This window comes from Anaeromyxobacter sp. PSR-1 (genome assembly GCF_000964525.1).
GTDB lineage: Bacteria > Myxococcota > Myxococcia > Myxococcales > Anaeromyxobacteraceae > Anaeromyxobacter.
In genome coordinates, this window is the sequence record NZ_BAZG01000236.1 from 1 (window position 1) to 5,668 (window position 5,668).

Here is a 5,668-nt window from a genome sequence, read left to right on the forward strand (position 1 = left end):
CCGCCAGCAGCGCCCCCACCGCGAGCCCGCCGCCGAGCAGGCCCTGCAGCACCCCCTCGATCAGGAACGGCGCCGACACGAACGCGTCGGTGGCGCCCACCAGCTTCATGATCTCGATCTCGTCCCGGCGCGCGAACACCGCCAGCCGGAGCGTGTTCGAGACCAGCACCGCGGTGGCGAGCGCGAGCGCCGCGAACAGCGCCACCGCCGCGACCCGCGCCCGGGCGAGGAACCGCTCCAGCTTCTCCAGCCAGGCGGTGCCGTAGTCCACCTCGGCCACCCCCGGGAGCGCCCGCAGCCGCCCGGCCAGCCCGCGCGCCTCGGCGAGCGAGATCCCGGGCGCCGAGACCTCCACCGCGTCGGGCAGCACGCCCGGCCCGACGCCCTCCAGCACGCGGCCCTGCTCTCCCAGCTCGGCGGCGAGCCCGCGCAGCGCCTCGGCCGCCGTGACCGCGGTGATGGCGCGGCCGGGCGCGACCGCCGCGGCCGCCTCGCGCACCGCGGCGAGGTCGGCGCCCGGCGCGAGGTACGCGGAGATGCGGACCTCGCCGGCCCAGGCCGCCAGCAGCCGCTCGGCGCCGCCCAGGGCCGCGGCGAGCAGGCCGATCGAGAACAGCGCCACGAAGATGGTCGCGGTCCCCACCATGGCCACGTAGGGCCCGCGCACCAGCGCCTCGACGGCGCGCCGCGTGAAATAGACGGGGCGGAGCGGCACCGGTCAGCTCCCCGCGCCCGCGCCGGCGCCCGGGGCGCGGCGGATCGAGTCGCCGTCGGAGACGAGCCGCCCGCGCTCCAGCAGCACCACCCGCCGCTTGTAGCGCTCGAGCAGCGAGCGGTCGTGCGTCGCCACCAGCACGGTCGTGCCGCGCGCGTTCGCGTCGGCGAGCAGCTGCATCACCTCGAGCGTCCGCTCCGGGTCGAGGTTGCCGGTGGGCTCGTCGGCCAGCAGCAGCGCCGGCGCCGGCGCGAGCGCGCGCGCGACCGCCACCCGCTGCTGCTCGCCGCCGGAGAGCGACGGCGGGAACTTCTCGGCCCGGTGCTCGAGGCCCACCGAGCGGAGCAGCTGCTTCACCCGGCGCCGGATCTCCTTCTCCGGCATGGCCTGCACCTCCAGCGGCAGGGCCACGTTCTCGGCGACGGTCCGCTGCGGCAGGAGCTTGAAGTCCTGGAACACCACGCCGATGTTGCGGCGCAGGTAGGGGACCGCGCGCGCGCCGATCTTCGCCACGTTCTTGCCGAACAGCAGGAGCTGCCCGCTGGTGGGCGCCTCGTCGCAGAACACCAGCTTGAGCAGGGTGGACTTGCCCGCGCCCGACGGGCCGGTGAGGAACACGAACTCGCCCTTGTCCACCTCGAGGGTCACGTCCTGGAGCGCGGGCCCGTCGCCCGGGTACTCCTTGGTGACGTGGAAGAGCTGGATCACGGACGCTCCCGGGCCGGCCTGGGGAGTGCCGGACGCGACGTCACTTCCGCTCGCCGAGGTCCTCGGCGAGATACGAGAGGATCACCTCGTCGAGGCTGCGCTCGCTGATCAGGTCCTCGCCGAACAGCGTCTCGGCGCCGTCGTTGCGGAGCGCCGGCGCGGGCTGCTGGCGCGCGGCGAGCACCTCGGGCGGCAGCGCGGCGCCGCGCGGCGCGGGCATCGTCATGCCGGGCTGCAGCCGGACGGTGCGCCCGTCGGCCTCGATCTGCCCGGGCTGGAACGCCTGCGCCTGCTGCGCGCTCGCCGCGTCGATGTCGTCGTACACGCCGTTGATGAGGTTGCGCAGCATCTCCTTGTGCTGCTCCTCCATCAGCTCGCGCACCACCTGCGCGAGGTTCTCGGCGGCGACGATGTCGGCGTACGAGGTCTTCTTCGAGGCGAGGATGTTCCCGCCCACGAACAGGTGCGTGATGATGTGGGGGTTGTCCAGGCCCGAGTCCTCGGTCTGGATGTGGTACATCTTCCCCTTGTGCTTGATGTTGTGGTTGAAGCCCACAACCATCTTCTTGCTGGCGTCGGCACCCATCGCGAAGCGGGACTGTACCGCCGGCGCCCCCCTGCCATCAAGCGCGCCCCGGTCGAAATCCCCTGACGCTGCGGTGAGCTAGCTCGCCCGCCGGGCGCGGCGCTCACACTACACGTCCACGTGCTCGGCGGATTCCACGGTGCGTCCGAGGAACCGGCCCGCCACGGCCAGGAAGCGCTCGGGCACGTCGGTCACCAGGAACCGGTGCACGCCGGTGCGGCCCGCCACCGCCGGGATCCGCGCGCGCACCTCCTCGGCGATCGCCTCGGCGCTGTCCACCAGCCGCACCTCCGGCAGCTCGCGCGCGATCGCGGCGCGGAGCAGCGGGTAGTGCGTGCAGCCCAGCACCAGCGTGTCGATGCCGGCGCCGCGCAGCGGGTCGAGGTAGCGGTGCACCACGCCGCGCACCACCTCGTCGTCCGGATCCGTCCAGCCCTCCTCCGCGAGCGGGACGAACAGCGGGCACGCGCGCGCCACCACCTCCGCGCCGGGGCGCTCGCGGCGGATCGCCTCCTGGTAGGCGCCGCTCGCCACGGTGCCCTGCGTGCCGATCACGCCGATGCGCCCGGTCCGCGAGGCCTTCGCGGCCACGCGGGCGCCCGGGTCCACCACGCCGAGCACGGGCACGGGCAGCTCGGCGCGCAGCGCGGGCAGCGCCACCGCCGAGGCGGTGTTGCAGGCGACGACGAGGAGGTCGATCTCGCGGCGCGCCAGCACCCGCGCGTTGCGCAGCGAGTACTGCGTCACCGTCTCCGCGGACTTCGTGCCGTAGGGCACGCGGGCCGTGTCGCCGAGGTAGACGGTGTCCGCCGAGGGGAGCGCTGCGAGGATGGCGCGCTGGACGGTGAGCCCGCCGACGCCGGAGTCGAAGATGCCGATGCGTGACACGGCGGGGAGTCTACTCCGGCGGCCCCCCGCGCGCTCGCCCGCCGCGCCGGCCCCCGGACGACGGAGCGCGGGCCCCGGCTCCAGGGCCCGCGCTCGAGGACGGCTCGGCGTCGCGTTCGGCTACGGCAGCGTGGTGGCGGGGCCCTTCGGCGCGCGACGGGCCGGCGGCGGCGCCGCGGTCCGGGCCGGGCAGAAGGCGTTGCTGTCCGCGAGCGGGACCGAGACGGTGGACAGCGCGGCGGGCGCGACGTTGAAGTTGGTCGCGTTGCAGTTCGCCGCGGTCGGGAGCCATGCGCCGCCCGAGTACACCGACTCCTCGGTGCGGGTGAGCGTGAACGCGCCGGCGGGCAGCACGAAGGTGATCGGATCGCCGCAGGCGTAGAGGGCCGGGTTCGCGCTGGTCTCGTCCACCTGCGCCGCGACCACGCCGGCGATGGCGTCGTAGACCGAGAAGAACATGTACGAGCCGGTGGTGCACACGTTGGTGGGCGTGAAGGAGTAGGCGAGGTCGAACGTGCCCTCGGCCGGCTGCATGCCCACCCGCGTGTCGCCGCAGTCGTACGGCGTCACCGAGCGCTCGTCGCGGAGCAGGATGGTCGAGCCGTCGGCGGCGATGCCCTCGACGGTGACGAGGTGCGTCCCGGCCGGAACGTAGGTGATGGTGGCGCCGCCGTCGGAACAGTTCCAGCCGCCGGACACCGGCCCCTGCACGCGCTGGTCGTTCATGTAGATGTCGACGTAGGCGACGCCGGCGTCGCGGCAGCCGGCCTGCGCGCCGTTGGCGAGCAGGAAGCTGGGCCACTCGATCGTCATGGTCCGGTCGGCGTCGACGCAGTAGTAGCCGCCGTCGTCGGTGGACACGGTGCAGCCGGCTCCCAGGGCGGAGGCGGCGAGCAGAAGGGCGAGGCGTCTCATCGGAAGTCCTCCAGCGTGGGCTCCGGACCGCGACGGGGCCGGGCACCCCGGAAATGAGCAACGGACGTGCCACCCCCCTGACGGCCGAAGCGCGGGGATTATGCACGTGCGGGGGCACGATCGAGGGGTGAACCCGGCGCACGGCCGTGGCGCCGCGGCCACGGTTGGCGGGTGCGACATGTCGGTGCCGCCTCGGGAGGGGAAACGGCCCGCCGGGCGTTTACTGTCGAGCGCCCCGGATCCCGAGGAGAATGGGGGGTCGGGGAGAGGCGCAGCCGAGCGGGCGCGTCCATGCTAGAGAACCCCTTTCCCGACCTGCACATGACCGAACTCGCCCTCTCGCAGCTCCTGCCCTCCGCCGGCGTGCCCCTGGCCGCGGCCGACGGCCTCAACTACCTCGAGATCGCCACCAACTCCGGCCCGATCGGCATCGGCGTGCTGGCGCTCCTGCTGGGCGCCTCCGCGGTGTCCTGGGCCATCATCGTGAAGAAGTGGCTCCAGATCCGGCGCGCCCAGGACCAGTCGGTGAAGTTCCTCGAGACCTTCTGGCAGTCCAAGCGGCTCGACGCCATCTACCAGGCGGCGGAGTCGCTCGGCGCCTCGCCGCTGTCGCACGTGTTCCGGGCGGGCTACGTCGAGCTCTCGAAGGTGACCGCCCGCAAGAACGAGGCGGATCCGGGCGCCATGAGCGACCAGCTCGGCGGCATCGAGAACGTCGAGCGCGCGCTGAAGCGGGCCGCCGCCTCGGAGGTCACCGCGCTGGAGCGCCAGGTGCCGTTCCTGGGCACCACCGCCAGCGCCGCGCCGTTCGTCGGCCTGTTCGGCACGGTGTGGGGCATCATGCGCGCGTTCCACGACATCTACCGGATGGGCAACGCGAACCTGGCCACGGTGGCCAAGCCCATCTCCGAGGCGCTCATCGCCACCGCGGTCGGCCTGTTCGCCGCCATCCCGGCGGTGGTGGCCTACAACTTCTTCCTGTCGAAGATCCGCGTGCTCGACAGCGAGATGACCAACTTCTCGAACGACTTCCTGAACATCGTTCGGCGGCACTTCTTCAGCTAGGGGAGCGAGCCGTGGCGATGTCCTCCGGCGGCTCGGGCCGCCAGTCCCTCACCGAGATCAACGTCACGCCGCTCGTGGACGTGATGCTGGTGCTGCTCATCATCTTCATGGTGACGGCGCCGCTCATCCAGCAGGGCGTGGAGGTGAACCTGCCCGACGCGCGCGCCAAGGCCGTCGAGGCGCAGGAGCAGAAGCTCGTCCTCTCCATCAAGTCGGACAAGAGCCTGTGGCTCGGCACCACCGAGGACGCCGCCCACGTGGCCTACGACGAGCTCGAGGACAAGCTGCGCGCCAACTCGCGCGCGCAGAAGGAGCACGAGCTGTACCTGATGGCCGACAAGACGCTGCCGTACGGCTTCGTGGTGGACGTGATGGCCACGGTGCAGCGCGCCGGGATCGTGAACGTGGGGATGATCACGAACCCCGCGCCGGAGCGGGTGAAGCCCGAGCGGGAGGCCCGCAGGCGATGAGCATCCCGGTCGCGACCGCCCTCGGGCGGCGGGACAGGATGTGGCCGGCGGTGCTGGCCTCGCTGATGGTCCACGCCGGGCTGATCGCGTGGGCGCTGGCGCGCCAGCAGGGCCCCGAGCTCGACCTCGAGCAGAAGCCCATCGTGGCGAAGCTGGTGCGGCTCGGCGAGAAGCGGCCGGAGCAGTGGCTGCCGCGCAAGGAGGCGCCGCCGGAGCCGCCCGCGGCCGAGCCGATGCCGGCGGTCGCCACCGCGCCGGCCCCCGCGCCCGCGCCGCCGGCGCCCGCGGCCCCGGTCCCGGGCGCGAAGCCCGCGCCCACGC

General features: G+C 73.4%; 7 protein-coding genes and 1 pseudogene. 3 read left to right on the forward strand and 5 right to left on the reverse strand.

Features of this window, described 5'->3' with window-relative positions:
- The 5 genes from PSR1_RS21145 to PSR1_RS21165 form a co-directional block, all read right to left on the reverse strand.
- On the reverse strand, nucleotides 1–715 hold a 715-nt coding region (locus tag PSR1_RS21145), incomplete at its 3' end, for an ABC transporter permease (protein WP_059439348.1).
- A 3-nt stretch (nucleotides 716–718) separates the two neighbouring features.
- On the reverse strand, nucleotides 719–1,423 hold the full coding sequence (ftsE, locus tag PSR1_RS21150; protein WP_059439349.1) for a cell division ATP-binding protein FtsE: 705 nt from the start codon (nucleotides 1,421–1,423) through the stop codon (nucleotides 719–721).
- A gap of 40 nt (nucleotides 1,424–1,463) precedes the next feature.
- The gene (locus PSR1_RS21155; protein WP_059439350.1) at nucleotides 1,464–2,009 is read right to left on the reverse strand and encodes a hypothetical protein; all 546 of its coding nucleotides are present in this window, start codon (nucleotides 2,007–2,009) and stop codon (nucleotides 1,464–1,466) included.
- Nucleotides 2,010–2,117: 108 nt separating this feature from the next.
- On the reverse strand, nucleotides 2,118–2,897 hold the full coding sequence (gene murI, locus PSR1_RS21160) for a glutamate racemase (protein WP_059439351.1): 780 nt from the start codon (nucleotides 2,895–2,897) through the stop codon (nucleotides 2,118–2,120).
- A 120-nt stretch (nucleotides 2,898–3,017) separates the two neighbouring features.
- A complete protein-coding gene (locus tag PSR1_RS21165) occupies nucleotides 3,018–3,812 on the reverse strand; it encodes a hypothetical protein (protein ID WP_059439352.1) in 795 nt (264 codons plus the stop codon).
- A gap of 321 nt (nucleotides 3,813–4,133) precedes the next feature.
- On the opposite strand from PSR1_RS21165, the gene PSR1_RS21170 reads away from it, so the two are divergent.
- The 3 genes and pseudogenes from PSR1_RS21170 to PSR1_RS21180 form a co-directional block, all read left to right on the forward strand.
- Complete coding sequence (locus tag PSR1_RS21170; RefSeq protein ID WP_059439353.1) at nucleotides 4,134–4,877, forward strand: MotA/TolQ/ExbB proton channel family protein; 744 nt, start codon at nucleotides 4,134–4,136, stop codon at nucleotides 4,875–4,877.
- Between the two features lie 17 nt (nucleotides 4,878–4,894).
- Entirely contained in the window at nucleotides 4,895–5,347 is a 453-nt protein-coding gene (tolR, locus tag PSR1_RS21175; protein WP_059439354.1) for a protein TolR, read from the forward strand.
- Nucleotides 5,344–5,668: pseudogene (locus PSR1_RS21180) on the forward strand (energy transducer TonB); the annotation flags it as partial. The gene tolR and the pseudogene PSR1_RS21180, both read left to right, overlap by 4 nt.

Excerpts from the sequence above, each read along its gene's own strand:
- PSR1_RS21155 (WP_059439350.1), bottom strand. The coding sequence starts at position 2,009 with ATGGGTGCCGACGCCAGCAAGAAGATGGTTGTGGGCTTCAACCACAAC.
- PSR1_RS21165 (WP_059439352.1), bottom strand. The coding sequence starts at position 3,812 with ATGAGACGCCTCGCCCTTCTGCTCGCCGCCTCCGCCCTGGGAGCCGGC.
- PSR1_RS21170 (WP_059439353.1), top strand. The coding sequence starts at position 4,134 with ATGACCGAACTCGCCCTCTCGCAGCTCCTGCCCTCCGCCGGCGTGCCC.
- tolR (WP_059439354.1), top strand. The coding sequence starts at position 4,895 with ATGTCCTCCGGCGGCTCGGGCCGCCAGTCCCTCACCGAGATCAACGTC.